This is a genomic window from Ruegeria sp. THAF33 (genome assembly GCF_009363615.1).
Classification (GTDB): domain Bacteria; phylum Pseudomonadota; class Alphaproteobacteria; order Rhodobacterales; family Rhodobacteraceae; genus Ruegeria.
This window is the reverse complement of the sequence record NZ_CP045387.1, coordinates 1-25,996: the sequence shown is the minus strand read 5'-3', so window position 1 is coordinate 25,996 and position 25,996 is coordinate 1. Positions and strand designations below refer to the sequence as shown.

Sequence of the window (25,996 nt, the reverse complement as noted above, 5' to 3'; positions counted from 1 at the left end):
GCTCACCCTCCCAACAATTCCTCGATGAAGTCCTCCTGCCGGTCGAGCGCCGCCTTCCAATCCTTCGGCACGGCGGCTTCCCTTTCGAGCGTCTCGGGCTCGGGCTGCCCGCGTCCGGCCTCAATCGGCATCACGCTCATCGCGCGCGCTTCGCGCCGCTGCGATCGATCCCGGACAGGCGCACGTTCGGCTAGTTTCGCCTGGTCGTCTGCGCCGACCTCAAAGTCACCGCCCCAGGGCCCCACGCCCTGCACACTCGGCGGATAGGGGAACGGCTTGCCGTCCTGGCGGGCCAGCATGTCCTTGAAGAACGGATCGTCGTAATACTTGATCCGGCTAGCCTTGATAGGGTGCTGGGGCGAAGCGAGGATTATGACCTCGTCGGGATCCATGAGGCGCGCTTCCGTCTCGGAAAGTAGCGGCCGCTCTTCCAGACGCGCCGAGGTCGAGGTCGCGCCAAGGAAGCCCTTGTTGCGACCGTACATCCGGGTCACCGCCTCGCGGGTGGTGCTGCCGACCGCGGCGGAGACCTCTTTCACCGTGCGCTGGTCCCGCGGGGTGATGTAGAGCTTCAGCCCTGCCCCGTTCTCGAGACTTTCACGGCCCTCGGGCCCGTAAATCCGATCAAGCGAAGCCAGCGACTGCGCGATCATCGCGACGCGGCCGCCATAGCTTGCCAGCGAATGGATCGCCCGCTCGAGATAGGGCATCGCCCCCATCTGCTGGAATTCGTCGATCATCATCATGACCGGCCAGGGCTCGTCCGGGCCGGGCTCGTTCAGCCGGATCGAGGCGATGAGATCGGCGAACATCAGGCGCAAGAGCGGCGCCAGCGTCGCGATGTGATCCTCGGACACCGCGATGTAAAGCGACTGAGGGGTCTTCCGGAAGGTCGAGAAATCGAAGTCGCTCGCCTCGGTGGCCGAGCGCACCGCCGGGTTGTCCCATTGCTTGAGACCGGCCGTCATCAGCGCCTGAATGTTCGAGGTCAGCAGCCGCGACGAGGCTGAGGCCGCATTGGTCCAGAGCTCGCGCAGGATGTCTTCCTCGGCCTCGTCGGCATAGGTCTTGTACTGGGCGTTCTTGTATTCGCCCCCGGCGACGATCTTGTTCACCTCGCCGAGGTTCGGCGTGCCGCGTTGGATCGCCAGCAGACAGGCCGCAACGAAGATCGACTTGCCGGCCTCGGAAAAGGTGTCGAGCGTCTTGTTGTCCTTGTCGAGGAAGAGGTCTGCCAGGATCGAGACCTCGGTGAAGCGCTGCGCGAATGTCGGGGCCTTGGCAATCCGCGCAAGCGGGTTGTACCGATGCGTGGCATTGGCCCAATCAAACGGGCTGAACCGATAGACCTCGTCGCCGTTGAGCGCCCGGAGCCGCGCGGTCTTCTCGAAGTTCTCGCCCTTCACGTCCAGCACCACAACCGAGCCCGCAAAGCTCAGAAGATTCGGGATCACGAAGCCAACCCCCTTACCGGCCCGGGTCGGCGCGACCATCATCACATGCGGGATGGTGGTCGAGGAGATGAACTCAGCTTTGGACGTCGGGGCTCCGAGCTTGCCACAGACAAAGCCCTTGCCAGGCGCTTGAAGCATGTCGTTCTTCTTCAGCTCCGCCTTGGTCTGCCAGTGGGCCGAGCCATAGTCGTCCCGCTCCTTCTTCCAGGTCCAGGCAAGCGCCAGGGCGCCGAGGCCAATCGCCCCGAAGCCTACGGCGCCAAACCCCACCTTGAACGCTTCGGGATGCGCCGCTCGGGTGCCCGCGCTGGCTTTCCAGAGCGCCAGCATGTCAAAACTACCAAACCCGGTTTTCAGGGCCAGGGTCAGGTAGAAGGCGGCGACGATGGTGCCGATGACGGCGCCGCAGATCACCCCGAAGAGGAGCGCGGCCCAAAGGGGGAGTGTCTTGGTCATGGTTGTCATCTCCCCCTTAGAATTCCATCTCGTCATCGAGACCACGATCTAGTGTTTTGTTTCGGGCAAGTTCACGCCCCATTTCCTGCGCCTCTTGCTGGCCGCGCATCCGCGCCACCTCCGTCGCCTTGTCCTGCTGCAACCCGGCGGCGCGGTCGGTGAAGACTTGGTCGCCGGTCTCCTCAAACGTCATCTCGAGGAATTCCTGCGTGACGGTGATCTGGTCGAGCTTGCTCGGAAGGGCCGCGTCCAGCACCTCGTAGTTGCCGCGGCGAAGTGCAGCCAAACCCTCCTCACCCAACTCCTTGAAGAGCTCGGATTGCAGGGTCCGCTCAACCACCTCTTCCTGTTCCTCGGTGAGCTTGCCGTCCCGAAGCATGTCGGCCAGGTCCTGCAGGTAGGGATTGGGCGTCCGGTCGTCTTCGTCGATGAGGGGCAGTGTCGCCTCCTCTTCGTCCGCGAGGGTTCGGCCGATCTCGACGCCCAGTTCCTTCGCCCGCTCCATCAGTGCGTCCATCACGCCGTCGACCTTTTCGAGCGCGGCATCGAGCTGGTCGTCACTCGCGGTCTCCACGCTGAGACCGTCCTTGGCCAGCACCGCGTTCATGTCGCGCTCGACCCAGTCTTGCGCCATGCCGTAGTTGCGCGTGCCGCCGGCAGTGATCCGGGCTACCAGCTCCTCGCTGTCCATGCCCACCTCCTCGGCGCGCTCGAGCACGTAGCGCAGCCCCTCGTCATTGCCGGATTGCAGCGCCGCAATCAGCACTTCGCTGCCCGCCCCCGGCGGATAGGGTTCTTCGAGCTGCTTTCCAAACCGTGCGCGCAGCTCCGGGTCAGGCACCATCTGCGAGAGGTCCGCGATGATCGGCGCGGCCTTGGCCTCGAAGGCGGCGCGCTCGGCCGGGTCCAATTCCTCGGCCTTGAGCCTCAGCGCCTCGATCGTGCGCTCGGAATAGTCGATCGCATCACCGACGGTCTTGATGTCCTTCATGTCTATCTCTCCTTCGGTGAAGTTCCAGGGCGTGCCGGAGCCGAGACCGTCTGCCATGCCGCGCACGGCGCGCGCCATGTGACGCTGGTCCATCCGGTCCAGCAGGTCGGCGAGGTACTTGTAGTCCTTGGCGAAGCCCACCACCTGCGCCTGCGCCATGGCGGATTCCTGGGCCGTCATGACGATCTCGCGCGGAAGGCGGGCCTCTTCCTTGGCGCGGTAGATCTCCTCAATCCCGGCGGGCTTCTCGAAAATGCCGCGCTCGAGCCGGGTGGTGGCGTCGAGCGTCACGCCGTAGCCTTCAGCGATCTCGGCCTGCTTCTCGCGCATCAGCTGCGGCGACATCACGCCCTCGGCCCAGCAAGAGAACCAGGTGCCGTTTTCGACGCCGCGATTGTTCAGGATGATATGGGCATGCTTGTGCGCCCGGTCGTCATGGACCGCGAGGACATAGTCCCACTGATCGCCATATTCCCCGCTCTCGAAGAAATGCTCCGTCCAGTCCATGGCGATGTCGCACACCTGATCGACCGTCACGTCGGTCGGGAACGAGAGCAGCATGTGCGAGGTGAACCCGAGCTTGGTCGAGCCGCGCCAGGTCCCGGCCCAATCCTCGATGATGTCTTCTTTCTGCTCCTCAGAAAGCACCGCCGCATCGGTCAGCGCGTTGGTCATCGTCGAATAGGTGTATACCGCCTTGTCGTTGATGTAGGAAATCTGCGCCCCGAGGCTACACCTCGTCTTGCAGCCTCCTGCCCGGATCCGTTTGAACACCGCAGCCCGGCTCTGCCCTGAAGCCACTTTCAGCGCGTTGCGCGCCGACATGGATCCGACGCGCGAGAAACTTCGCCCCTGCCGACGCCCCGCCAGCCGCGCGTCGATCCGCGCCGCGGCCTGACCCCGGATACGCTCATCCTCCCAGAGCCGGCCCATGACCGAGGCATAGAGGGCGAGCGGATCAGCCATTCCTGACGAGCCTCAAACCTGTCACGGTCTCGCGCGGGGTGCCCTCCAGAACCGCGCCATCCGCCCCCTGCCCTTCTTCCCTTTGCGGCCACTCCTGATGACGCAGCGCTTGCGCCGCATCCTTCATCCGGCCCATCTCACGGCTCATCGACTGCGCAAGATCGAGCAGTTCGATCAGCACTGCGCGATCCGCCGCCGAGACCTCCAGCCGACCGCGATGGACCGCCTTGGCGAGCACCATGCCAGCGTCGCTCACATCCTTCGCCTGTCGCCATGCGGCGCAAAATTCGGCGACCAGATCACGGGGCACATCGAGGAAACCGCACCGTCCGCGCAGCACCGCATTGAGCGCCTGTGACCGGTTGGAAAAACCCCGTTCGCGCCACTCGGCATCGAACGCTGCAAGCTCAGACTGACTAGCCCGGAAAGCCACTGTCTCGCTCGGATCGCGCGCTGCGATCCCCTCGCCCGCCTCCTCTTTCGCGAGCCGGTTCACGTGGCGCGGAGAGATACCGAACGCCGCCGCCAGCTCCTTCGCGCTCTCGCCCGCCGTGAAGCGCCGCGCCACTTCGATGCGCTCTTCAAGCTTCAGGTTTTTCGCTGGCCTCGGCACTAGGGCGTTCTCCCGCTGCCAGAAAAAGATTGCATGCGCAGACGCGCGCGAGGCAGCGATTGCTCGCAATCGCTTTCGCGTGCGGCGGAGCATTCAGCTTTGCGGGAAACGCCCATGACAGACCCCTCGGACAAAATGTGCAAACATTGGCCATATCCTGCCAACGTCTTCCTTCTCTCCTTTGCTTATACTTCAATACATCACATTGCGCAATATTGCATTTTGCATGCTGTGTCTTTTTGCTGGCAATAGGGTGCAGTCAAGACTGCTCCGCAGCGCGACATGGAACGCCGCCGTCCTCATCGATGCGCGGCAATCTGGTCGAATTAATCTGCCTAAACTTGCGCTGGAGCAGCACGCGATGTCAGGCAAACCGAGCGCCCGAGCCGGTAACGGATCGGGCGCGAAGAACACGAAAACGGCCCGCGCGAGATAGCGCGGGTCCCACCATTCGAGGGCGTCACGAAGCTTCTGAGAGACGGTGTCAAACCCCTGCGGATCAGTAGACCCGCAGGGGTGTCTGGGTCAGTGACCCAGTCCCTGAGAGCGCAGGTCGTCGTAGCGGCTGCGGGCGATCAGCGCCTCGGTCTCGAGGCTGTCGAGTGTCTCGGGATGGGCGTCTTCATCAAACGCGGCGAGGTAGGCATCAAAGGCCATGTCGGCTTGCAGTTCGGCGAGGTCGATGGATTGTTCGAGTGTCATGGTGTGATCCTTTCCGTTGATCGTCGTTGGACGGATCGTGGAAAAGACCGGGGGCATGAGAGCGGGCTGCACCCGGCACGGGGCGGAATGAAATGGAGCACGCCGGGGGCAGGTTTGTTGTGAGCGGTGCACCGCAGCGCTCAAGGCGCAGCCGTCCAGAAACCTGCCCCCAGCGTTGCCGGCCGCTCGACCCCGGGCTAGCGATCTGAGAGGCCAACAGGTCGACGGAAAGGCGCGCGACGGTGGCCCTGACGTGAGACGTCGCCCCCCGGACGCATGACGTTGATCTGCGGTTTACACCCTCGCGGCAAAGGGTGAGTTCGGCACCCTGGCAGCCTCGCCAACACGACCCAAGCGCGGGTTGCTCGACTGAGAGAAGGGGTGCGCTTACCTCGCACAGTGGGCTCCCATTTTTCCCCTGCTGACTTTCGGCTCACCCTCGGGTTCGCGCGATCCACTCTGTCCCTCAACAGAACGATCAAAGCTGCTTCTGCGATCGATCCAGTCAGACTATCCGCCTCGGTGTCAGCGTCCGAAATATGCCGCATCCTTCTGACACGGGTTTCGGACCCGAACCGCTGCCATTCCTCATAACGAGAAATAGCCAGACCGCCGGAGCGGTCTGGCCCTTGGCTTAGGCGGCGTCTTTCGGGCCCCAGGGGATGACGGCCTGCAGGGACAGATCGTCCTGGTTCGCGGCCTTGCCGAGGTTGGCGTTGAAGCCGTGGTCGCGGATGGTCAGCGTGTAGTAGTCGGCACCGGTCTCCTTGTTCTGCTTCTTCCAGATGCCGCCGCACTCGACCAGCTTGCCGCGCGGGGAGCGGCCGAGGACGCGGTGCGTGGGGGCCATCGGGTTCGTGCTCGCGACGGGCTCGACCGTGATGTCGAGGTCGAAGGTCAGGGTCGAGATGGAGCCTGTGCCCTTGGCGGTCTCGATGTCGGCGCTGGTGAATTTGATGCAGTTCGTGGTCATTGCTCTTCTCCTTGTTTGCGTTGCAATGATGGTCACCTTGCAGCTGGCCAAGGCCCGGGCACACCGAAGGCGAAGCGTAGCGGAGAGGGGCAGGTGCCGGTCTTTTTGCTCCGCGAGGAATGACCCGCAGGGTCAGGGGAAAAAGATCGGCGGCAACCTTTGTGGACGGGACGACAGCTGCGACCAGCATGTCATGCAACTCAGACAAAGGGAGAAGTGCGTTGGCCGCTAAGGAAGGATGGTGAACAGCCGTCAAAGATGCCAGAGGGCGCATGTTGATGCATGGATCATAGCTGGAGCAGGCATTTTCGGATCCATGTCACTTGCCAGATTCCCGACGCACCCACCTTGCGACGACAGCGAAAACTTGCTGTGACAAAGAAGTGCTACCGGGGGTATCGTAAGAGCGAAATTTTGGACCAAATCGTTTTCGGGCACAGACAAACTAAGCCGAAGTACAAGAAGTGAGGCAAAATAGCTTTGGAACTAGAAGAACTCGCAAAGCAGTGCCAAAACTGTGCACAGCATAGCCCAGTGATAGTCTTGGGCAGCGGGGCCTCGATACCGCATGGCATTCGTGGCATGGGGGATTTGGCCGTTTGGCTCCGCGATAATGTACAGGCCGACGATGGACCGGAAGTCGATGCCTGGACACTTGTTAGAACAGCCTTGGCCGCTGGAGATCATTTAGAAGCAGCACTAGAAAACAAGCCTCTACCCGACTCCTTGGTTGTCAAGATTGTCCGAAGTACCTGGGACTTCATCGCTCAGGGCGATTATAGCCTGCTCAAATCAGCTATAAAGACCGAGACCATTTTTCCGCTCCGCACCCTATTCACAGGTTTATTCCGAAGTACAAACCGCAATATCCATGTCGTAACAACAAACTACGACCGCGTTGCAGAGTATGCAGCCGATTCAGGCGGCTACATCCACAACACGGGTTTCCTTCCGGGCTATCTGCGACGGGCCGATGGGGCGGAGAATCTGATTTTCAAACAAGGGGCCAATTTGGCGCGGACGGTCACAGTCTGGAAAGTCCACGGGTCTCTTGATTGGTTTTCAGACCCGCATGGGGGTGTGATGTCGCTACCGATGACGAGCGAGTTGCCCGATGGTTTGGTTCCGTTGATCGTCACGCCAGGTGTAAGCAAATATCAGCGGACGCACGACGAGCCCTTTCGGAGCGCGATACAGGGCGCCGATCGTGTGTTGAGTGCCGCGACCGCATTCATTTGCATAGGATACGGGTTCCGCGACGGCCATATCCATCCGAAGCTGATGACGCGTTGTCGTGTGCATGACGTTCCCATCCTTGTCGCAGCGCGCACCTTAACGCCCGAAGCCAAGGATTTTCTCAAGAACAACGCCGGGCGTCACTACCTCGCGCTCGAGAACCACGATGAGGGGACGATGGTTTACAACCGTGACAGCCCAGACGGTATTGTTGTTATCGGGGGCAAATATTGGGAGTTGCCTGCATTGAACGAATTGATTGGGTTTTAGGAGGAAGAGTTGGGCATACTTGATTTCAACGATGATGAAAGTCTCGGCAAAATTATTGCCGTCGATACTGCCACTGTGACGGTGCGAGTCGATGAACTTGAACGCCTCAAACGGATTCAGGTCAATCGGTTGACCGCGATCAGAAGCTCGAAAGCCGGGCAGCACTTAATCGGGATAGTTTCGCGCATCACACGCAAAGCAGGTGACGAAACTGCAATAGACGGGTCTGAGGAGGATCCGGAAGCCGCGCTCCCCGAAAACAACCTCGTTCGGGTCGCTCTGATTGGAACACTCGTAGACAAGGAGGGGCTGAAAGAGAACGTCTTTAAGCGCACCCTAGAGACTGTGCCCGAAATCGATGCGGATTGCTTTTCCTTGGAAGGTCAGCGCCTGACAGACTTCATGCAGGTCATTTCGCAGGTTTCCGGCGACGGCCCGCAGCTTGATCTTGGTCGCTATGCTTTGGACGAGGACGCGCGGGCCTTCTTGAACGGCAACCGTCTGTTCCAACGTCATGCCATCGTGGTCGGTAGCACTGGCAGCGGCAAATCGTACACAACTGCGCGGCTCCTAGACCAGATTGCCGGTCTTCCACAAGCCAACGTAATCTTGTTCGATATCCATGGTGAGTACCAGACCCTCGATAGCGACGAGTTTCGGCATCTACGCATCGCTGGGCCGGGGGACATTGGACACGATCGCCGACTGGCCGACGGTGTTCTACATCTACCGTTCTGGCTTCTCGGCTATGAGGCATTGGTCGCTTTGTTTGTAGATCGGTCCGATCAGAACGCTCCGAACCAAGCCATGCTCATGACGCGCTGTATCACCGATGCGAAGCGCGCAATGCTTGATCCGGGAAAACACGCCGACATTCTTGCAAATTTCACTATCGATAGCCCCGTGCCTTTCGATATCGACAGTGTCCACAAGCAACTATCTGACTTGAACGAACAAATGGTTCCGGGCGCTAACAACAAGGATAAGCAAGGACCATACTTCGACAAGCTCAGCCGCTTAATCGCGCGATTTGAAGCCAAACGAAATGATCGCAGGCTTGGGTTCATATTTCAGCCGCCAGCAGCCTGTATGGATATGGCCTGGCTGTCGGAGGTAACGCATTTCCTGATAGGCGGGCGCGGATCGCAAGCTGATGGCAAGGGTGGGATCAAGATCATCAATTTCTCGGAAGTGCCGTCCGACATCCTGCCGCTCATGGTCAGCTTGATTGCTCGGCTGATATTCACAGTCAGCCAGTGGACGCCACCAGACAACCGTCATCCCATCGCATTGTTCTGCGATGAGGCACATCTGTATATCCCGGAGCGTGCATCGTCAGAGTCAGCCGATGAGATCTCTGTCGGGATTTTCGAGAGGATCGCCAAAGAAGGCAGGAAATACGGTGTTGGACTAGTGGTTATCAGCCAAAGACCATCCGAAGTGAACCGCACCGTTCTGAGCCAGTGCAACAATGTCATTGCGATGCGGCTGACCAACGGCGACGATCAATCCGTGATCAAACGGTTGCTGCCTGACAGCCTCGGCGGGTTTGGTGATCTTCTACCGGTCCTCGACATCGGTGAGGCATTGGTGGTCGGCGATGCGAGCTTGCTTCCGACGCGAGTTGTGGTGTCCGAGCCGCGCTTCAAGCCCAATAGCGCGACAGTCAATTTCTGGGATCGTTGGAGTGACGCGGCACCAGTTGCGGGAACGGAAGATGCCGTCCTTTCTTGGCGGAGACAAAGCAATCACTAGCCCTAGGAGCGATGAAAACAGTCAACGAGTATTGCCGCACATATTATGCTGGGACGATTCTACCGACCATCGCGGTAAGAGTATCGGGCGCAAGCTTGGAAGAAATTGCATCCAACTCCAAGAGGGGCTGCGACAGGTAAGGATGAAACTTCTCCGACATTAAATTCCCAGCTCCAGCGAACAGATCGACAGGTTCGCCAGATCGAATGTGCGCTAGTACCGTTTGAAGATCGGGGGTTTCGTCCCCGGCCTCCACCATCAGAAACCCGTCATGCAGTTCGACCGAAAACCCCTCACTTCTCAGTGCTAGCGCGAGGGTTGATGTCTTCACAGTACCGACCCGCGTCGCAATGACTGATGTATGCTCGCCAATGGTGTGTAGGTTATTGGCCCTAAACCCCAGCTGTTCATAGTGAGCACGCGCTTCCTCGAGCATCATCAAAGAGACTGTATCCATGTAAGCTGGGCTGGAATCCCCCTCGAGCACGGCGAACATTCGGTCGATCACTTTGTCATGAATGTCCCCCGCATCGCCGCCGAAGACGGGCGGCACACCAGCCTTCGCGGGTTTGACGACGATGACCTTTTCACGATCATGGATTTCTTGAACAACCCAACGTCGCCCAGAGAATATTAATAGCATCCCAGGGGCAAGAACATTATCGATCGGCAGGGTTCCAAGGTCCCGCCCCTCTGCGACCAACCGGAATTCCTCAGGCGTCTGAAACACCGCATAGAAGCTGTAATGCTCAACCAGTTTTTCGCCCGCGGGTCCCAAAAGCAACAGCCCGCTGCCGACCTGTTCGATCAAGCCGGTTTCTGGGTGGCCGATTGCACGCAACACATCTGCGAAGACTTCGGTTGTGACCTTCCGAAAGGGGCCTTCGCGGCAGAGCACATTGTAGACCACGCTTGCAGACGCACCGCCGCGCTGCGCTATGACTGACAGTATCTGGTGGACGAGCGTCGAGAGATGAAGCGCCTGAGGTTTTGGAGGTTCGCACCAGCCTTCCAGCAGCAAGTCTATCATCGCGATGGACCTGATCAGGCCGAGGCGAAGACGATCCACGAAACTGCTCTCCGGCGTCAACTTGGCTTCGACAGCATACTGCCTGAGAATGGCCGGCTGTCCTTCACGCCGGCCTGATCGGCCAAGCCGTTGTCGCAACGCGGCGACGCTGAATGGCGCACCGATTTGAGCCACGCAGGTCACGTCACCGATGTCGATTCCAAGCTCGAGCGTCGATGTGCAAACGGCTGTCGTCGGTTTCGCAGGGTCCTTCAAGCGCCGCTCAACGAAGTCACGGTGTTCTCGGGAGAGGCTCGCGTGGTGGGGATAGAATTCCTGTGGCAGGTGCTCCCGTTCGCAAAGCTCCCGCAACCGATCTGCGTAAATCTCGACCCGTTGACGCGCTCCGGCGAAGACCAGGTTGTCGCTGCCTCGAAGGTGTTTGAAAAGATGTGCTGCGATCGCGTCCGTTGCGGATGGGCTGTTTTCATCTTCATCGCCGGAAAGGTAACCGCGAAGCTGAAGCTTCAATTCAGCCTCGCCGCCATCTGCTTCGATCAGCTGGACAGCGTTTGCGGCGTCAGGGCGAAGATAGGCCTTAGCGAGGTCCATGTCGCCTAGCGTAGCTGACAGACCTATCCGACGGATTGGGCGCTTTATCGCGAGCTCGAGCCGTGTGAGCAGTGAACGAAGCTGGACACCGCGTTCGCTGTCCAGAACTGTGTGCAGCTCGTCGATCACGACCGCCCGTGTCGCCCCAAACAGGCGGGCAATTTCCAAACCGCGACGAATGAAAAGCGCCTCAAGGGACTCTGGGGTTATCAGAAGGATCCCTTTTGGAGATATCAACGCGCGCGTCTTGATGGATTGCGAGACATCTCCGTGCCAGGGAACAACCGGAAGCTCTGCTTCCTGGCAGATGCCCTCCAGCCGCATGGCCTGGTCCGTGATCAGGGCTTTCAGCGGACCGATGTAGAGCAGGTCGAAGCCGGTGCCGCCCGACGGCTCGTCAAGCACCTGTGAAATCAACGGCAGGAACGCCGCCTCGGTCTTTCCGCCCGCCGTAGAAGCTGCAACGATTAAATCGGCATTGGATTCGCAGATCGTCCGGATGGATCGCGCCTGGATGTCGCGAAGTTCGCGCCAACCTTTCTGGCGTATCCATTTCTGCACAGGCCTCGCCAGTTTGTCGAACGCACTGCTCATCGGCGTCAGAGCTTGAAGCTGATCAGATCATCGTCACCGGGGTCTTGGGCACCAGTCGACTCGTCTACCTCGTTCATGTCTTCGCCGAGGTCTTCGGAGACCTCGATCTTTTCGATCAGATCGCTCCACTCGACACCGGGGTTTTGCTCAAGCACGGAAAGCAGGTTCACGAATGCCGTCACCGTATTGCGCGGGGTGCGGAAGTAAGCTTCACCGATCCGGTCCGAACAATGCGCCATGAAGGCCTCGAGCGCGTCGTCCGGCAGAGCACCGGCATCGTCCTGCATGATCCGCCGCACATTGGCCAGAAGAACGAAGAGATCTTCAGGGGTCAGGCTGGCCAGCCGGACAACCGGTCCTGAAAGGTCGACCAATCCGTCCCGCGCGAAGGTGTTCTCGGCCAAACGCGATTGAAGGGCTTCGTAGCTATAGAGCCCTCGACGGGTGTTCATCAGAAACTCCGGGGTTCCACCCATAAGGAATCCGAGGTTCTCGGCGCTACCCTGCAGCACATCGTTCAGGATCCGGAGGATCTGTTCGTAGTTTGCATTGCGGGCCTGCGACGAAGTGAGCTTGTAGAGGTTCACCATCTCGTCGAGGCCGACCAGCAATCCTTTAAACCCGGCCTCGCACACGAATGCCGACATCAGCTTCAGATGGTCATAGACACTGGCGTCGTCGATGATCGTTCGCACACCAAGTGCTTTGCGCGCGTCGGTGCGTGTCGCGAACTCGCCGCGCAGCCATCTCAGGGCTGCGGATTTCAACTCGTCGTCGCCGGTCTCATGGCCTTCCCAATATCGACGGATGACTTCGGCGAACTCAAACCCTCCGGTAAGTTCTTCAAAGTGGCCAAGGCGTTCACGAATGACGGTCCCCGTGGGCAAATCCCGTTCTTCAGCATCTCGGTGAGCCTGGCTGACAAATCGCTCCACCACGCTGGCCAATGCCCCGCCATCGGGCTTGGTCCGCGTCGAGAGGTTTCGGGCCATCTCGGCATACAGCCCGCGAGCTTGTCCGCCGGTCGCGTGAATGCGCCGATCTGGCGCTAAATCCGCGAACATCACGACCAGGCCTTTCTCCAGAGCCACGAGGCGGATCAGGTTCATGAAGAACGTCTTGCCCGATCCGTACTCCCCGATGATGAACCGGATCGCCGATCCGCCATCGGATATCCGGTCCATGTCCTTGACGAGCTCTTCAATCTCTCGGACGCGGCCAACCTGAATATGGCGCAAACCGAGTTTGGGCACGACCCCGGCCCGAAGCGCCTGTACGATTGCATCGCGTTCACGTGGTTTCAACTTAGACATCCCTGCCCTCCGCACTCATCTTTTCTTTTACCGCCTCCGCAATTTCCAGAGACACGTCATATCCATCATACTCGTCGAGCAGTGCTTCGTTGTAGGTCTCAAAAGCCCATTCATTCACGACTTCCAAAGCCCCGGATGCCATCAACCCATGCGAGGCGCAGATCGTCTCGAACTCGGTTTCAGACCAATGCTCTCGAGTGACCAGTTCGAGGACAAGGGCGCCGTGTTTCGGGTCAAGCCCTACCAGCTGGCTTTGGCTGGCAGGCGCGGAGGCACCACTTTCTTCCTCTTTGACATCGAAAATCTGACCGAGGACGGACGACACGCGCTCTGTGTCCGAACGAATTGCTGCGATCCGTGAAGCGTCGAGTTTCGGTCCGCTGGCTTTTTCGAGCGCGGGTATCGCTTCGCCCGGGCGACCCGGTTGCGACGCGCGAACAGTGCGTGGACCATCCGCAACTTCGCCAGCATGCAGGTCGGTGTAGGCAAGCGCAGGATCAAGTCCCAAAGCCTTGTAGATTTTCTCGATGCTTGCGACTTCGTCGGAGTGAATAATGCCATCGGCATGTGCTGCACCGACCAGCGCTGCCCGCATAGCGGCTTGGCTGTCTTGGCCCACCTCCTTCAGTTTGCGCCGCAGAAGCGTCATGTCCGGTGGCACGGCCAGGAACCATTCAAGGTTTGCACGCAGCCTGCGGCGTTCCTGATCGCTGAGGGCCGTGGCAGAAACCTGATCTTCCAACGCCCTGCGTTCAGGCTCCGCGATGCGACCATCAGCATGGGCGACTAACGACCCAAGTGCCAATTCGATCAAGGCGCTTCGATAGCTGTCGGAAACGTCCTCCAGTCTTTCGATGGGTTCGCCCAGACGAAACAGCACAACAGGCTCCTCCGTCTTGGGCGACCGGAGCGCAAACCGAGGGTCGGGCGCCAGACCGAAACCGAGGCGCGCGAGCGCGTCGGCGGCTCCTGTCATTTGCCGTTTTCCGATCTTCTCGTTCGTTTCTCCCTCCAGTCGTCCGATCACCTCCTCAAGCGGCACCAATCCCCCGCGATCGACGATATCGCTTGCCCAAGATTTCAAGCGGTCCATTTCCTCTGATGGGAAAGCATCCCAAAGTTCAGAGGGTAGCAAGGCATGCGCTTCCACACTTCCGCGGCCGTCAGGGTTTCGGCCCAGGAAGCGACTGAGCTTGTCGAGGTCGTTCATCACCTCGTCAGCCAGCTCTTGCGCAATCTCGACCGGCTTGCGCAAGCCGGAGATGTCGGGCACGGGTTTGCCATCCACGGTCGGATTGACTGACCCCTGAAACTCGCTGGAGGCGGCGCGATAGGATGCCGTGAGTGATTTCCGGGGTTTTGTCACTTTGAGCCCATCAGGAAAACGCCGATCAAACCGCATACGGAAAAGAGCGACGAACTCGTCACGGCACCGCGTCGCGGGAGTTCTCAGATTTGTTTCCGGATGGCAGATGAACCAACTCAGCAACCAGTCAGCCGTCAGGTTCTCGCCTTTGTCGATCCGAGCTCCGATTGCGTATTTGAGTGAGAACGGAAGTTCCCAGCCCTGCTTCTCGAAAATCGGTTCGATAGCGTCGAGGTCGGTTTCGGCAAGCATCGCAATGTCGAGGAACTCACCCAAATAGCGCCTGACGGAGTGGTTGTCAGGGTAAAGTGAATGCAGCCGCCGAACTTCCTGGACGATATCCTTGGCATCTTCGTTGGACTGATCGACGAAGAAGCGACGCTCCAGCCCGTAGAAGTACAGGAACATGTATCCGGGGTTGTAGGAGGCGTCGTTGCGCCCGCTGGCCAACCAGTCGAGGTAGGTCGCCCGGCACTGAGGTGAGATATCCGCGTATCCGGGCCAGTAAGGCATACCTTCACCAGCTTTGTCGGCTCCAGAGCGCGCGACAGACAGAGACGGATCGATATAGGCTCGGCACTTGTCACGATACCCGTAGGTGTTCAGCAAGGGAGCCGTGCCGACATAGACCATCCCGCCGATGTTGCGGCCGGCGACGCTAGCTGTTTCATAAGACGGGACCCACCCGCTTTTCGATGATCGGACCGATGCGCTCGATGCCACTCGCGAGGGCTGATTTCGTTCAGCGGCCGCGGCAAGTGCCGGCGCCGCAGACTTTCCAGCCCGAACGATTTCAGCGTAGTCCTGCTTTGGTGGGGAGTAAGCCTGCACGGCAGCCGGCTGTTTGGACGCGTTGGCTTCGCGAGTTCGTTCGCGCTCACGCTCGATACGCTTGTCGTAGGCACTTGGGCGCGGCACCGGCTCAGGTCGGGGGGGTAGATTTTCGGAACTCCCCTCAGCTTGCGCCTTTGCAGCGACTTTCCGCGATCTCCGTTTTTCTTGCCACCAGACCAGAATGACGGGAACACCAAATGCAAACAACATCTGGCCGCCAATCGGCCAACCCTGAAGCATTGTGGTCACCACGACCATACATAAGAAAAAATACAGGACGAGAAAGAATGTAATTCGGAAAAACTTGATTATTGAAGACATTATCGGAACCCTCTCCGAACCACACTATTTTGCACAGCCATCTTTGCAACGACTAACGTCATGGTTGAAGCACTTCCCATGCTTTATGCTTGATTGGGCCGATGGCCACATACATCTGTTCGCACCGTTGCGGGCACACCCCTGCCCCAGTGACCGTAACCGGAACGGCCGAGATGAAGCGTTGCCACGACCATGCGACGGCTGGTCGGGCTGGCTCCGGAGGAGACGGCCGGGCCAGCGGCACGTCGCAGGGAGAGGCGGCGTTTCAGCTCGGGGAGGGCGGCTGCGCGCAGCCGACCGAGTAGGGCGCGGTCCTGGCCAAAGGGCGGGAGGGGCCAATGTTCCCCTTGAATGCTTCAACTTAAGAATCAAAAGTTACTTCAACGGCAGGGCCATTGAGACAGGCGGAACACACTTTGATTGAGCTGAAAATCGAACTGGTTGGCATCAAACCACCCATCTGGCGCCGTATCGTCGTGCCGAATGACATCAGCTTGGACATCCTGCATTCCGTTCTCCAGGGCGCTATGCCTTGGCAAGACTATCATTTGCATGAGTTCGAGATTGGCGAAGACAGGTTCGAGGCCCGCGACGAAAGTGACGACAGCTGGGACCCTACCGATGGGCGGAAGGACGAGAAGAGGTTTACTCTTGGAAAGCTGGTCAAGAAAGGCAGTCAGTTCACATACACTTATGATTTCGGCGATGGCTGGCGGCATCTCGTCACCGTTGAGAAGTTTAGCAAACCAACCGGAAGACCAGATCTGGACTTTCCCGCCTGTGTTGACGGAGAGCGAGCCTGCCCGCCAGAGGACTGTGGAGGACCCTACTCTTACGAAGAGTTTCTCGACGCGCTGACCGACAAACACCACCCGGAACATCGCGATACAAAGCAATGGGCGGGCGCGTTCGAACCGGAAGTGTTCAGCGTGCAGCAAGCCAATGCTGCCGTCGGTGCGATGTTTGTATGGGCAAAAGAACGCCACAATCGAAAGTGAAACCTGACTCTGGTTTGGCGCAGCGGCTTCGACAGGGGCACATAGCTTCGACTGTTCGATCCGAATGGCCGGATGTCTTCTCAGCCCTCCGAGGGCATCCACGCCCTGCTTTGCTGGTGAGCTTCAGAGCTGACAACCACCAGTCTCTTTGAAAATTCCAGAATTTGTCGATCCTTGACGGACTATCTCACAGGTTATCACAGAAACAAGTGGCGGCATCTTTAAAAATACATCATTATGTCGCCCATGAGTGGACAAGAACACGAAAAACTAAAGAGTCTTCTTGAGGCTGTCCCCACGGGGTTCCTCGTGGACTCCGCCTGGCTGGAGCACCACGGGATAGGTCGGCGTTCGTCCTACGGCTATGTGCAACGCGGCTGGCTAGAACGCCTAGGACGCGGAGTGTTCCGCCGTCCCGCACCAAGCAGCGCCACCACGAATACGCTCGACTGGAAGACCAGCCTGCTCTCGCTCCAGCACATCATGCACTACCCTGTCCATATCGGGGGGGCGACGGCATTGGGCCTGCAAGGCTATGCGCACTACCTCTCACTCGGCGACAAGAGCACAGTCTGGCTCTACGGCTCAAAAATCCCCAACTGGCTCGAAAAACTGCCGCTCAACACCGAACTCCGCACACGCAGCGTATCGCTGTTCTCCGATCCAGAGTTGGGTGTCAATGACGCGCGAAATAATCTCAACGAGACAGCATCGTCCCTGCCATGGGACTGGAAACTGGTGATGTCCTCGCCGGAACGCGCCATCCTCGAAGCGCTTGACGAGTTGCCGGATCAGGAGAGCTTTCACAACCTCGACATGGTGTTCGAAAGCCTGACGACGTTGCGCCCAAGAACCCTCTCGGCACTGCTCAGAAGTTGCAAGAAGATCAAGGTCAAACGCCTGTTCTTCGTGTTCGCCGACCGCCACGACCATGCCTGGCGCAAGCGTCTCGATCCGGAAGACTTCGACCTCGGCAGCGGGGATCGCGCATTGGTCAAAGGCGGCAAGATACATCCACGCTACAGGATCATGGTGCCCGAAGAGTTTGTAAGAAAGGAACGTGGTGATGGCGCGTGAAGACTATGCCGCCCAAGTGGCCCTGCTCGTACGGGTACTTCCATATGTGGCGAAGGAGGAGATATTTGCGCTCAAGGGCGGGACGGCCATCAACCTCTTCTATCGCGACCTTCCGCGCCTCTCGGTCGATATCGATCTGACCTATCTGCCTGTCAAGGACCGCGCCGACAGCCTCGTCGAGATCAACGACGCGATGGACCGGATTACCGCCGCCATCGAAGGCGGCATCGCCGGCGCCAAAGCGCAGCGAATTGCCGGCGGTGGCGGCGGCGCCACGCGTGCGCTCGCCCGCCTCGGCACAGCCGAAATCAAAATCGAAACCTCCCCCGTTACCCGGGGCGTCGTGCATGATCCGGAACAACGCGAAGTCTCCGAAGCCGTCGAGGAGGCGTTCGGATATGCGACGATGAACATCGTCTCCTTCGAGGATTTGTTCGGCGGCAAGCTACATGCGGCCCTAGATCGCCAGCACCCGCGAGACCTCTACGACGTTAAACTGCTCTACGAGAACGAAGGGTTTACCGACGAGTTGTTCCGCACGTTTCTGATCTACCTCGCGAGTTCACCACGCCCGCCGCACGAACTGCTGAATCCAAACCTGATCGATCTAGATCAGCCCTACGCGCGGGAATTCGAGGGCATGACGAAGGAAGCAGTCGACCTAACGGAATTGGTCTCAACGCGCGACCGCCTGATCGGTGATATCCAATCCCGCTTGGATGAGGGCGCGAAGAGGTTTCTGAGAACCCTGCATGACGGCGATCCAGACTTCGACGCGATCGACCGCCCTCAAGCGGCCGAGCTTCCAGCGGTCCGATGGAAGCTCATCAACGTGAACAAGCTGAAAGCAGAAAACCCCAAGAAGCATGCCGCCCAAGGGGAAGAGTTGGAGAAGCTCCTCGGCTGAAGATGGACCAGAGATGACTGATTTCGAGAACGACCCCGACTACGAAGAATGCCTTGTGACCTTTTTTGATGTCCTCGGTTTCAGGAACCTCCTGCACACGCGAAGCGGTGCAGAGATCAGGCACTTGCTTTCGATGTTTCGCAGGGTGTCCGAAGGGGATGCCACGCCGCCCACCCGCTCCGACGAGATGCGGATGATCAGCGAAGTCCATGCAGAGATCGTGTCTGACGCGATCGTAAGAACCAGAACCATTGAAACTCAGTACCAGGCTGGCCCTTTGGTCTGGGAACTCATCGATCTGCTGCACATCCAGATCGAATGCGTGGCGAACGGCATAATGGTGCGCGGCGCGATGACCATCGGCCCTATGCATCTCGGCATCGACTTCAGTGGTCCGGTGTTTGGGCCTGCCCTCGTTCAGGCTTATTTCATGGAAGAAGGCGAGGTCATCTTCCCGCGCATTGCGATCCATGAAGATGTCATCGAACGCCACCGACAGGACCAAACGCTTTGGCGGGAAGGACATTCCTATGAGGATGAAGAGCGTCACCTGAACAACCTCCTGCGCCAGGACGAGTCAGGCCTCCACTACATCGACTATCTTCGCGCCAGTCTGAGCGAGCTCGACGGCGAATACGCCGGCTGGATCGAGTTTCTGGGTAGGCACAAAACGTTGGTGGAGAGCGGTCTCGCCGACAGTCCCAACGCGACGGTGCGGCGCAAATACAGCTGGCTCAAGAACTACCACAACGCAGTCATCGACGAGAACATAGCAAACCTGGAACCGGGCGCGATGACCGAGGATGGGGACCCTTGGGAAGCTCTGTTCAGAGGGCTCAGGATCGAAGCCTGAGTTCTCTCAACAAGTCACAACTGAGAGCGTCACGAAATGTCCACGACATGCCTCACCGTTTGGCCAATACGGGGATCGCCAGCCCGCAACCATTCCTATGACCCGCCATCCAGACCTGCGTCCTCCAACTGCTCCCGCTCTGGCAGATCCGCGAGAGTCTCCAGATCAAATGCAACAAGGAACTGCTCGGTCGTCACAAATGTGTATGGCGCACCGCGGCGCGGCGATCGTGGCCCGGTCCCGATCAAGTCGCGCGCATGCAGCCGACCGATCAGGTCGCGGCTGATCTCCTTGCCGAAGATGTCCTTGAGCCCGTCGCGCGTGATCGGCTGGTGATAGGCGATGGCGGCCAAGACCGCGACGTCGAATTCACTCAGGTCGAGTAGCTGATCCTCGACATCCGCGGCGACCCGGATCGCGGGAGCGTAGGCCGCCCGCGTCCGAAACATCCAGCCGCCAGAGACCTGGGCGATCTCGAAGGCCCGCCCTTCCAGATCGGCGACGAGATCCTCGACCAACAGATCCACCGAGACCCCCTGCCCCACCACGCGCGCCAGGTCTTCGCGCGGCACCGGCGAGGCCGAGGCAAACAGCACCGCCTCGATCCGGCGCATCCATTCCCGCCAGCGCAGCTCAGGCGGCAGGTCGGCCAACTCACGGTCCAGGTCCGGCTCTGAACGATCCTTCGCCATCGCTACACCCCGTAGAGCCGAAACGTGTCTCGCCCTGTCAGCTCGCGCACCGCGCCGAGATCGACCAGTCGGTCGCAAAGCCGCCGCGCGGCGCGATCCGACAAGGGCAAGGCCAAAGGTGCCACGGCATCGCGGGTGAGGAACATCTCGACAGCGGCATCCGCTCCCTTGGCGCGAAGCTTTGGCGCAACGGCCTTTAGGTGTGCCGCCCGACGCGCGAGGTCGGCGGAGAGACGCACAGCCTCGACCGCCGATAAGATGAGTGCCCGATGACAGACGAGACGCAAATCGTCGCCCTGCTTGCGCAGGTCGGCACGTTTCAGACCCGCGGCCAACAACGGCACGAGATGATCCCAACCGAATGTTTGGGCGAGAGCCGCATCCGCGAGGACCAGCGAAGCTACGTCAGCGCGTGGCGCCTCCGTCAGCACCGCCTCCAGCACCATCGCGGCCCGAGTCACCGGCGCCCCCTTCCCTGCATTGAGCCACATCGCGATCTTGCCCGACTCGAAGGCCGGCAAGGCTCGATCCAGAGCCTTGGTCGACACCGGCCGCTCCACCGCGCGCCGCCAGGCGAGGCAGGTCTCGCCAGCCGGTCCCGGCAGATCGCCAGAACGCAACAAATGCACCGCGTCGCGCAGATCCCCTGCTCTCTCCAGGCGCCCCGAAAACGCGACACAGGCCTCCGCTGCGCGCAGCGCGAGCCGATCCCGCAACAAGGCTTGGGGCACCTCCTCGCGCTCCAGCACAACATGCAGGTGGCTCAGCGCTGCGCCCGACAAAAACGCAACATCTTCAAGGCTTTCAGCCCGCGCTGAGGTGACCCAGGCGGGCATCCGGGGTAATGTGTCGAGGTCGCTGGTGTGATCGAGCCGAGCATATGTCATGCTTGGAGCCTACGTCATCGCGGCGCTTTTCACCAGAAAATAGCGTTAGAACCGCCGCAGCCTGCAAGATCGCGCTATGTCCAATAAGTTTGCATTATCGGACACCAAAGAATATGCTCAGCGACATGTCAGAAAACAACGAGAAATCGATCTCAAAGCCGCCAAATGGGCCTTCGGTCAGCGAGAACAACGAGAGAGATCATCCCAGCAGCGAGGCTTTGAGCCTTCCTTCCTTTGTGGCTGGTTCAGGCACGCTCGATCGGCTGGTGGATACCGCGCGCGACTATGCGCGCGCCGCGGCCTCGGACAATACGCTGAAGGCCTATGCGAAAGACTGGGCGCATTTCGCGCGCTGGTGCCGGATGAAGGGCGCGGAGACTCTGCCCCCGTCGCCCGAAATGATCGGGCTCTACCTTGCGGACCTGGCGTCCGGAGCGGGCCCCTCCCCTGCCCTATCGGTCAGCACCATCGACCGCCGCCTGTCGGGCCTTGCCTGGAACTATGCGCAGCGCGGCTTTGCCCTCGATCGCAAGAACCGCCATATCGCCACCGTGCTGGCCGGGATCAAACGCAAACACGCCCGTCCGCCGGTGCAAAAGGAAGCGATCCTGGCCGATGACATCCTTGCGATGGTGGCCACCCTGCCTTTTGACCTGCGCGGCCTCAGGGATCGCGCGATCCTGCTGCTGGGCTACGCCGGCGGCCTTCGTCGCTCGGAAATCGTCAGCCTCGATGTCCACAAGGACGACACGCCGGACTCGGGCGGCTGGGTTGAAGTGTTCGACAAGGGCACCCTGCTCACCCTCAATGCCAAGACCGGCTGGCGCGAGGTCGAGATCGGCCGCGGCTCCAAGGATCAGACCTGCCCTGTCCATGCGCTCGAACAATGGCTGCACTTCGCCAAGATCGACTTTGGCCCAATCTTTGTCGGCACCTCGCGGGACGGCAAGAAGGCGCTGGAGACACGCCTCAACGACAAACACGTCGCGCGCCTGATCAAGCGCACCGTGCTCGACGCCGGCATCCGGTCGGACCTGCCTGAGAAAGACCGCCTGGCGCTGTTCTCCGGCCATTCGTTGCGCGCCGGTCTCGCCAGCTCCGCCGAAGTCGACGAGCGCTACGTCCAGAAACACCTCGGCCACGCTTCCGCCGAGATGACCCGCCGCTATCAGCGCCGCCGGGACCGGTTCCGGGTGAACCTGACCAAAGCCGCCGGTCTCTGAGCCCCTGCCCTATCACGCCGCCTGCCCACTGAGCCTACCATAGAAGCTGCGCTCGAGATGCAGCTCCCCTGCCCCGGCCTTCTCGACCATGCCCCGCAGATAGCCGCCCGGCGAGGCAACCTCGCCCGCACTGTGCTTCTCGAAGACGAGGGCAAACGCGGCCGTGGCCACCTGGGTGCCCATTCGGTCCTGCGCCACGTTCCAGGCATGCTCAGAGATCCCGATCATCGGCCTGAGTTGACCGGCAACCCGGTGCAGATCGCCCCAATCTTTCAGGAATCCACCCAAATTCCGCGCCCAGGATGCGAATTCCGGACAGGCCTGCATGATTGTCGGCAGATCGAGCGCTGTCCGCTTCTTGCGTACCTCGGCAACCCAGTCTTCCAGCTCCCTATCAACCCGCTCTTCGGGTTGGGCATTAGGCACCACACCCGCCGCTTCCTCTTTTTCAGAGGAATTACTAGTTACAGGATTAAGTTGGTTTGTAATTAGTATATGAGGTTCAGAAATGACCTCCCTGGGGTTCATTTCTTGAGTCTTCTTCGTGACTTGGGCGTGTTTATCATCGGTGTTTTCCACAGGTTTTGTCGCAACAGTCGCCTTAAGATAAGCCGCCTCGACCCGTTCTTGGAGTTCCTTGAACCATGCCAATAGCCGCTCCAACTGCTCTGAAGCTTCATGACGGCGCGGAAGTCGTTCCAGAAGCTCCTCAAAAAGCCCCGTGAATTGCCTCCAGGGCCCACGCAGAGCGCTGCTGAGAGCTGCCTCGATCCGGGCTCGGATCATCCGGCGCGCCACAGTGATCTGGCGCTTCAGGCGTAGGCAGAGCTCGCGTTCAGCCTGCAACTCAGCATGAAGCTCCTCGAACTCCTCGACACGGGCTGAGAGCGGCGACAGATCGAAGCCATAGGCCTCGACGATGCGGCCATCGACGTCTCTGCGGCCCCACCGCTTGCCATTGGGGCTATCCTGGAAGGAGATCACGCCGATCTCAGCAAGGCGCCGCGCGTGGCGCTTGAGGGCAGACAGCGAAAAACCCGTTTGCTCCATCAGATAGGCGTTCGACGCCCAGACGATCGGACGCTGCCCCTCCTCCCAGTCCTGGGCCTGGGTAAAGGCCCCGAGCGTGTCGAGGAGCAACATGTCTCCGGCCTTCAAGCCGATATGTGCCCCCACGCGCTTAAGTGCCACGAATGCCCGTGTTTTGGGTACTGCTACCCGTTCACCGGCTTGGGCAAGTTGCTCAGCAACCCCAAGACCCGGTGTCGGCTTGCGCCAACCTGTATGTTTCATGCCTGTATCTCACCTCCGTTTATGTGGAGGCAAAAGAAAGCCGTTCGCTCAGGAGCGTTCGTCGTTGACAGTGAATCCTGCGAGACTTATCTTGAAGGTGACCAAACCATTAAGATCAGCTCTCAGGCCACACCGCTTGGGGGCTTTTCTTTTGCCTTTATTTCGATTGTCGTTCCTTTTTGCTCCTTGCCTCGTCGTTCTGGAGGATATGTCGCTGACATTGTCGTCAGTCGGTTTCCTTCCCCGAACCTTCGGCGCTCAAGTAGTCGGCGACTAAATCTCCGAGCTTCTCGAGACGCTCTTGGTCTATCGGCACACCTGCAACCTTGATGGATAGGTTTCCATCGACTGAAGTCGCCGAAAGATTTCGGTTGCCCACCTTGCGTTTGACCGTGAGCTTTCTGGGCTTTGCCTTCGGTTTGAGCTTGGGTTTGTTCACCCTCTCCAAGCTCGCTAAGGCTCCCTGCAAATCACGAAAGCTCATGTCGTAGACATTCTTGAACGCGTTCAAGATCTGATCCTGCGCAGCGAAAACAGACCTCGCTCGTGAGACTAGGCTCTCATGCACGCCAATTTTCTTTGCGAAGGCCACAGCTGTCAGCTTGTCTGCCCCAGAAGCCAACGTTTCATACATTTCACCAATCGAAACCAAACGCTCAAATGGGCTAAGATTCTCGCGCTCCTCATTCTCGCGGAACCGCAGAAACAACATCTCAAACTTGCTGTTCTCGGCGTTTCGCGCTTCCGGCGAAGCGAGGATTGCACGAAGAGGTAAACCCAACTCCGACGCGGCCGCCAGTCGGCGGCGTCCTGTAAGCATGACAAATGGAACACCAGTGACGTTCGACGGCTCCAACGGATCCGGCTCCCAATCCGGATCCTCGGGCCACACCAGAATGGGTGTGTCCTGCCCGTTCGAGGCAATGCTGTTTACCAGAGACCTGAATGCTTCCTGGGACATCCAGTCTTGACGGCGGTCTGTCCCCATCGGATCTGATATCTGGTCTGGCGACAGGCTTATTTCGTGGCGGCCGTTTAAGATATCCGAACAAAGCTCAGCTCTGCTTCGCTCCACAGCGGCTTGCGATTGCGCAAGCGCCCCTGATTTCCAAGCACTGCCGGCCCCCTTGAAAGGAGTAGAAACAGCGTCGCCCGTTTCTGCCCGGCCTTCGGGACCGGGCGTGCGCTCCTTGGATGTGTCGGGACTAGTAGCCTTGCTGACCAGCGACCTTGGAATACTGCGTTTCATGCTTCACCCTCGCCGTCATCTTCATAGAACTCGTCCATCCATGTATTGGCATAACCGCGTTCGAAGCCCGGCCAGAGTCGCGATACTATGGCGTCGTTAACCGCATCGGCATTCGTGATGAACCGGTTGATCCCCTTGCGTTTTCCCGGCGTGTCCGGCTCATATTCGTATACGGATTGATAGACGTCCGACGCATTCGAGATTGCGTCGGAACGCAGATAAAACACCGGCAGAATTTCCGTGGGGCAGTGTTCCAGCAGGTTTCCGATGTGGTTTAGATCCTGCGCATTGGATCGTTGGACGATCGTCGGCAACAGCATGTTGGCACCAGTTCCTATTTCGATCCGTTCATGGGCCAGAATATGCTGAAGCATCCCCAGCAGGCCGGTCACAAAGGTCGACAGCGTTGCGATGTCAAACCCCTTCATGGTTTGCGGGATGACCAGCGAAGTCGACGCAATCACGTTATTCAGCTGGAAAAGTGTCAACGCAGGCTGATAGTCGATGATGATGACATCGAGGGTCTCGGTCAGCGCAGCGTTCAGTCGCTGCTGATCGACCTTGCCCTCGACTACCAATTCGTTGGGCAGCGTTTTTGGCGGGTGGCCCGCTTTCCAGCGATCAAGGGCATCGCGCAGGTAGCGATAGAAGCTCTTTCCGGCGGGGGCCTCTCGCACAAGGCGCGCAATCTGGATCTCTCCCTCAGACGTTTCGCCATGTGCCGGCAGCAGACGCAGCCCCGGCCAGGAGGTCTTTAGAAAGAAGCTGTCGAGCGTCTGCGCATCGTGATCAGTGTATGGCGCATCTTCCGACTGGAAGAGGCCGGCAAAGTCCACCATGGAGGCGGTGTTTTCGTCGGGCATCTGGGGAAGACCTTCACCCCCGACAAAGTAGAGCGTTATCGTGCTTTGCGGGTCTGCATCCATGACACCAACGCGCATGCCGTAATGCAAGCTGAGATACTGCGCAAAATGCGCGGCGCTCAGGCTCTTAGCCGTGCCCCCTTTCTGGCTGGCAAACGAGATGACGGGTAAGGGGGCGTCGGGTTTGCGCCAGGCTAGGTAGTCGTAGGGCCGCTTTGCCGAGGCCGCCAGAAGGGCCCGCATGTGCATCAATTCGGAAAGCGTGAAAACACGCTCTCTTCCAACATATTCGCCCGCGGGAAAGTCGTCGCTCGAATTGGCGAACTTGGTTAGATACTGAATACTGACGTTCATAAACCTTGCGCACTGGCGCATTGACCACGTGCGCTTGATGCGCTGACGCAAGGTGAGTTCCTTGTTCACTGCCACCATCGTGCGCTCAAGCCCACGTGACAGGTCCGTCAAAAACTGTTCTAGACTACCGCTCAT

At 59.5% G+C, this 25,996-nt stretch carries 20 protein-coding genes; 7 read left to right on the top strand and 13 right to left on the bottom strand.

Annotated features, from left to right (window positions below):
- Window positions 1-2: 2 nt before the first annotated feature.
- The 5 genes from FIU92_RS22015 to FIU92_RS21995 form a co-directional block, all read right to left on the bottom strand.
- Entirely contained in the window at window positions 3-1,910 is a 1,908-nt protein-coding gene (locus tag FIU92_RS22015) for a type IV secretory system conjugative DNA transfer family protein (protein ID WP_084353827.1), read from the bottom strand.
- A 16-nt stretch (window positions 1,911-1,926) separates the two neighbouring features.
- Window positions 1,927-3,867 (bottom strand): relaxase/mobilization nuclease domain-containing protein, encoded by a 1,941-nt coding sequence (locus FIU92_RS22010; protein ID WP_084353828.1) that lies wholly within the window; start codon window positions 3,865-3,867, stop codon window positions 1,927-1,929.
- On the bottom strand, window positions 3,860-4,573 hold the full coding sequence (locus FIU92_RS22005) for a helix-turn-helix domain-containing protein (RefSeq protein ID WP_232272178.1): 714 nt from the start codon (window positions 4,571-4,573) through the stop codon (window positions 3,860-3,862). Before FIU92_RS22005 ends, FIU92_RS22010 begins: the two co-directional genes overlap by 8 nt.
- Before the next feature lie 432 nt (window positions 4,574-5,005).
- On the bottom strand, window positions 5,006-5,239 hold the full coding sequence (locus FIU92_RS22000) for a hypothetical protein (RefSeq protein ID WP_008335615.1): 234 nt from the start codon (window positions 5,237-5,239) through the stop codon (window positions 5,006-5,008).
- A gap of 577 nt (window positions 5,240-5,816) precedes the next feature.
- Window positions 5,817-6,155: a DUF736 family protein gene (locus tag FIU92_RS21995; protein ID WP_037207756.1), complete on the bottom strand. Its 339-nt coding sequence runs from the start codon at window positions 6,153-6,155 to the stop codon at window positions 5,817-5,819.
- Between the two features lie 582 nt (window positions 6,156-6,737).
- On the opposite strand from FIU92_RS21995, the gene FIU92_RS21985 reads away from it, so the two are divergent.
- On the top strand, window positions 6,738-7,661 hold the full coding sequence (locus FIU92_RS21985; protein WP_152460852.1) for an SIR2 family protein: 924 nt from the start codon (window positions 6,738-6,740) through the stop codon (window positions 7,659-7,661).
- Window positions 7,662-7,670: 9 nt separating this feature from the next.
- On the top strand, window positions 7,671-9,416 hold the full coding sequence (locus tag FIU92_RS21980) for an ATP-binding protein (RefSeq protein ID WP_084353831.1): 1,746 nt from the start codon (window positions 7,671-7,673) through the stop codon (window positions 9,414-9,416).
- 43 nt (window positions 9,417-9,459) lie between these two features.
- Here FIU92_RS21980 and FIU92_RS21975 read toward each other — a convergent pair whose 3' ends face one another.
- Genes FIU92_RS21975 through FIU92_RS21965 form a run of 3 tightly spaced genes read right to left on the bottom strand, consistent with a single transcriptional unit; the run spans window position 9,460 to window position 15,465 of the window.
- Window positions 9,460-11,631 carry a DEAD/DEAH box helicase gene (locus FIU92_RS21975; protein WP_084353832.1) on the bottom strand — a complete coding sequence of 724 codons (2,172 nt, stop codon included), beginning with the start codon at window positions 11,629-11,631 and terminating at the stop codon, window positions 9,460-9,462.
- Window positions 11,632-11,636: 5 nt separating this feature from the next.
- Window positions 11,637-12,944 (bottom strand): ATP-binding protein, encoded by a 1,308-nt coding sequence (locus FIU92_RS21970; protein WP_152460851.1) that lies wholly within the window; start codon window positions 12,942-12,944, stop codon window positions 11,637-11,639.
- Window positions 12,937-15,465, bottom strand: a complete 2,529-nt coding sequence (locus tag FIU92_RS21965; protein ID WP_133840909.1) for a TerB N-terminal domain-containing protein — start codon at window positions 15,463-15,465, stop codon at window positions 12,937-12,939. Before FIU92_RS21965 ends, FIU92_RS21970 begins: the two co-directional genes overlap by 8 nt.
- 416 nt (window positions 15,466-15,881) lie before the next feature.
- Between FIU92_RS21965 and FIU92_RS21960 the strand changes: the two genes are divergently transcribed.
- The 4 genes from FIU92_RS21960 to FIU92_RS21945 all read left to right on the top strand — a co-directional run bounded on the left by FIU92_RS21960 (window position 15,882) and on the right by FIU92_RS21945 (window position 19,300).
- Entirely contained in the window at window positions 15,882-16,463 is a 582-nt protein-coding gene (locus FIU92_RS21960; RefSeq protein ID WP_235866649.1) for a plasmid pRiA4b ORF-3 family protein, read from the top strand.
- A 246-nt stretch (window positions 16,464-16,709) separates the two neighbouring features.
- On the top strand, window positions 16,710-17,540 hold the full coding sequence (locus tag FIU92_RS21955) for a type IV toxin-antitoxin system AbiEi family antitoxin domain-containing protein (protein WP_084353844.1): 831 nt from the start codon (window positions 16,710-16,712) through the stop codon (window positions 17,538-17,540).
- A complete protein-coding gene (locus FIU92_RS21950) occupies window positions 17,530-18,447 on the top strand; it encodes a nucleotidyl transferase AbiEii/AbiGii toxin family protein (protein ID WP_084353836.1) in 918 nt (305 codons plus the stop codon). Before FIU92_RS21955 ends, FIU92_RS21950 begins: the two co-directional genes overlap by 11 nt.
- Before the next feature lie 13 nt (window positions 18,448-18,460).
- On the top strand, window positions 18,461-19,300 hold the full coding sequence (locus FIU92_RS21945) for a hypothetical protein (protein WP_084353837.1): 840 nt from the start codon (window positions 18,461-18,463) through the stop codon (window positions 19,298-19,300).
- A gap of 95 nt (window positions 19,301-19,395) precedes the next feature.
- Here the strand turns inward: FIU92_RS21945 and FIU92_RS21940 are convergent, their stop codons facing one another.
- Together FIU92_RS21940 and FIU92_RS21935 are read right to left on the bottom strand one after the other, a co-directional pair.
- Window positions 19,396-19,992, bottom strand: a complete 597-nt coding sequence (locus tag FIU92_RS21940) for an SMC-Scp complex subunit ScpB (protein WP_133840908.1) — start codon at window positions 19,990-19,992, stop codon at window positions 19,396-19,398.
- Window positions 19,993-19,994: 2 nt separating this feature from the next.
- Window positions 19,995-20,879, bottom strand: a complete 885-nt coding sequence (locus FIU92_RS21935; RefSeq protein WP_084353839.1) for a DUF1403 family protein — start codon at window positions 20,877-20,879, stop codon at window positions 19,995-19,997.
- Between the two features lie 113 nt (window positions 20,880-20,992).
- On the opposite strand from FIU92_RS21935, the gene FIU92_RS21930 reads away from it, so the two are divergent.
- A complete protein-coding gene (locus FIU92_RS21930; protein ID WP_008335646.1) occupies window positions 20,993-22,102 on the top strand; it encodes a tyrosine-type recombinase/integrase in 1,110 nt (369 codons plus the stop codon).
- A gap of 12 nt (window positions 22,103-22,114) precedes the next feature.
- Here FIU92_RS21930 and repC read toward each other — a convergent pair whose 3' ends face one another.
- The 3 genes from repC to FIU92_RS21915 form a co-directional block, all read right to left on the bottom strand.
- Window positions 22,115-23,395: a plasmid replication protein RepC gene (repC, locus tag FIU92_RS21925; protein WP_081940158.1), complete on the bottom strand. Its 1,281-nt coding sequence runs from the start codon at window positions 23,393-23,395 to the stop codon at window positions 22,115-22,117.
- Window positions 23,396-23,621: 226 nt separating this feature from the next.
- Complete coding sequence (locus tag FIU92_RS21920; RefSeq protein WP_037207731.1) at window positions 23,622-24,644, bottom strand: ParB N-terminal domain-containing protein; 1,023 nt, start codon at window positions 24,642-24,644, stop codon at window positions 23,622-23,624.
- Complete coding sequence (locus FIU92_RS21915) at window positions 24,641-25,996, bottom strand: ParA family protein (protein WP_009804235.1); 1,356 nt, start codon at window positions 25,994-25,996, stop codon at window positions 24,641-24,643. The genes FIU92_RS21920 and FIU92_RS21915 overlap by 4 nt, the downstream gene beginning before the upstream one ends.